Raw genomic sequence first — 2,294 nt, forward strand, 5'->3', positions numbered from 1 at the left:
TGAGCAACCAAACAACCTTGAACCGCTGTTACCATGGAATATTGAGCGCGGCTAGGTGCCGATCCCTATACGCTTACAGTCCAAGCGAGTAAAATCCCCGGTCAAATAATGTAAGGCTATTATCTGGCGTTGTTTTTATTAATGACTCAGCTAATTTCATCTCACTAATATCAACGCTATCAAAAGCACTTTGTGTCAATAAATGACTCGTCAATTCCATTTGGCAAACCATACGCACTTGAGGATAGCTTGCTTTACCGTAGCGATTACCCGTTCGGCCATAGTGTTCGCTATTTTCTTTTGAGTCAGGCGTTCGCCATACAACACCATCAACCCCTAATAGCGTTAAGCCACACCATGTTGGATGTGCTGACTTCTCATGCCATAAAGATTGAGTTTGATTGAAAATACGTTCTATTGATTGATGACCAAGCTTTTTTCTCGCTTGTGTGACGGCACTTGGAGCGACATAAGGGTCACCGTTAGGCAGGATGATATCAAGTTGATTAACGAGTTGGCGCATGGACATTTTACGAAATAAAGCCATACCAATAACAGCCCATACCATTTGTTCCATGGGGAGTTTACGTTTCCTGATGGTAGCAACTCCAGATTGTGCTAATGCATCAGCAACGAGGCTAGGCTCTAATAGCTCACTTAGCGCAGTAAACTCGGTGAAATTGTTTTGTGAAACTTGTGATAAAGCGGTAGATAGCTGCAAAAGAAAAGGCTCCTGAATAAATTCAGAAGCCTTTATAACCTAACCAGAAGATCGGTCAATGGATCTTAAAAATTTCTTAACTGATCGGCATTACGTAATAAGCTAATTAATAAGGACAAAAAACAGTTGTCTGTTTTCTTTCCTCAACATTTTAGCCAACAATTTTTTGCCCATTATTAGGGCGTTTAGGTTTTATCAAGGATGGTGTTCATTTGAAAAACTTACTTATTCTCATAGTTATTTGTGCCGCAGCTTGGCAGTTCTATTTTAAAGACAGCACTCTAGTCGAATCAACTCGTACAAAAGCTGTATCTGAATTTTCAAATAGTGATGCTATGAAAACATTAGCTCTAGCTAAAGAGTTAGCTAAACCTAAAGTCACCTATAAATGCGATGGCAGACAGCATTGTTCTCAAATGAAATCATATGAAGAAGCGAAATACTTTACCCGCTATTGCCCTAATACAAAAATGGACGAGGATGGTGATGGCATTCCGTGCGAAAGACAATTTAATAAGTAGAGGAGCTTTCAAACCTCTAAGGGTTTTCAAGTCGGACAAATTACAGTTGGCTTTTTGTTCGTGCCTCACTTATTTTAGCCAACTGCAATTTGCCGCTTAATAGCAGCGTTATGTGCTTAGTCACTGCCAAATCTCATATCATGAAAAGGAAGTCAAATGTTTATAGTTTCACTTAATTATACGTCTACTCTTGAAGAGATAGATGAGTATATAGCAGAGCATCTCATACATCTTGATAAGCAATACTCACTTGGTAATTTTATAGCATCTGGGAGGAAAGAGCCGAGAACGGGTGGTTTCATTCTGGCAACAGTTGCGACTAAAGTAGAATTGGAAAGTATTTTAGCTAACGATCCTTTTCATCGGGAAAAATTAGCTGAGTTTGTTGTAACCGAATTTATCCCGACTAAAACATCTCCAGAGTTGAGTTTTTTACTTAGTACTTAAAAGCACATAAGAAATTAAACAAGGACAAATAACAGTTGGTTTTTGCTCCTGCGTCGCTATTTTAGCCAACAATTTTTTGCCTGTTATTTGGGCGTTGAGGCTGTTGAATAACTAATTCAGCCAAAACTACTAAAATTTTGTGCTCCTGTATCGAACTGTAGAGGATTAACTCGATATAGGCAATGCATTTACCACCCCGATTTTAGGGGGTAATTCATAATAAACGAGTTATTCTACAAGCTCGTTATGTGTAAAGGAGTACCTAATGTCGGATTCGACTAAATTATCAAAGTTCATAGAGTTTTTGGCTATTTTTTTAGCAGCATTTTCTAGTGTTGATTTTATTATGGATTTTGTGAGACTGGATATAGGGTTCACGACTCTTAAAAGTATTGGAATGCTGGCCTTATCTATCTTTTTATATTTATCAATTAAGAGGCCTGATCTTTTCAAAAACAAGCCCTAGGTTATCAATTTATATTTACACATAAGCTAATTAATAAGGACAAAAAACAGATAATTGGACTGTTTTCAATGGTATGGACTCCTCACCTTTGACCTAATAGGCTAAGGTGAAGACGCCAATCCAAACGGAGCCAATACCA

The 2,294-nt window shown here is 38.1% G+C and carries 2 protein-coding genes and 1 pseudogene; 2 read left to right on the plus strand and 1 reads right to left on the minus strand.

From position 1 onward, the window contains the following. Positions 1-76: 76 nt before the first annotated feature. Positions 77-721: pseudogene (locus tag MTCD1_RS18160) on the minus strand (IS4 family transposase); the annotation flags it as partial. Positions 722-933: 212 nt separating this feature from the next. On the opposite strand from MTCD1_RS18160, the gene MTCD1_RS21870 reads away from it, so the two are divergent. Both MTCD1_RS21870 and MTCD1_RS18170 read left to right on the plus strand, forming a co-directional pair. Next, a complete protein-coding gene (locus tag MTCD1_RS21870) occupies positions 934-1,242 on the plus strand; it encodes an excalibur calcium-binding domain-containing protein (RefSeq protein ID WP_057180821.1) in 309 nt (102 codons plus the stop codon). A 156-nt stretch (positions 1,243-1,398) separates the two neighbouring features. Next, the gene (locus tag MTCD1_RS18170) at positions 1,399-1,689 is read left to right on the plus strand and encodes a YciI family protein (RefSeq protein WP_057180822.1); all 291 of its coding nucleotides are present in this window, start codon (positions 1,399-1,401) and stop codon (positions 1,687-1,689) included. Positions 1,690-2,294 lie beyond the last annotated feature (605 nt).

It is taken from the genome of Colwellia marinimaniae (assembly GCF_002207865.1).
GTDB lineage: Bacteria > Pseudomonadota > Gammaproteobacteria > Enterobacterales > Alteromonadaceae > Colwellia > Colwellia marinimaniae.

What these genes read in the sequence shown, in the direction of transcription:
- MTCD1_RS18170 (WP_057180822.1), top strand. Translation starts at nt 1,399, where the DNA reads ATGTTTATAGTTTCACTTAATTATACGTCTACTCTTGAAGAGATAGAT.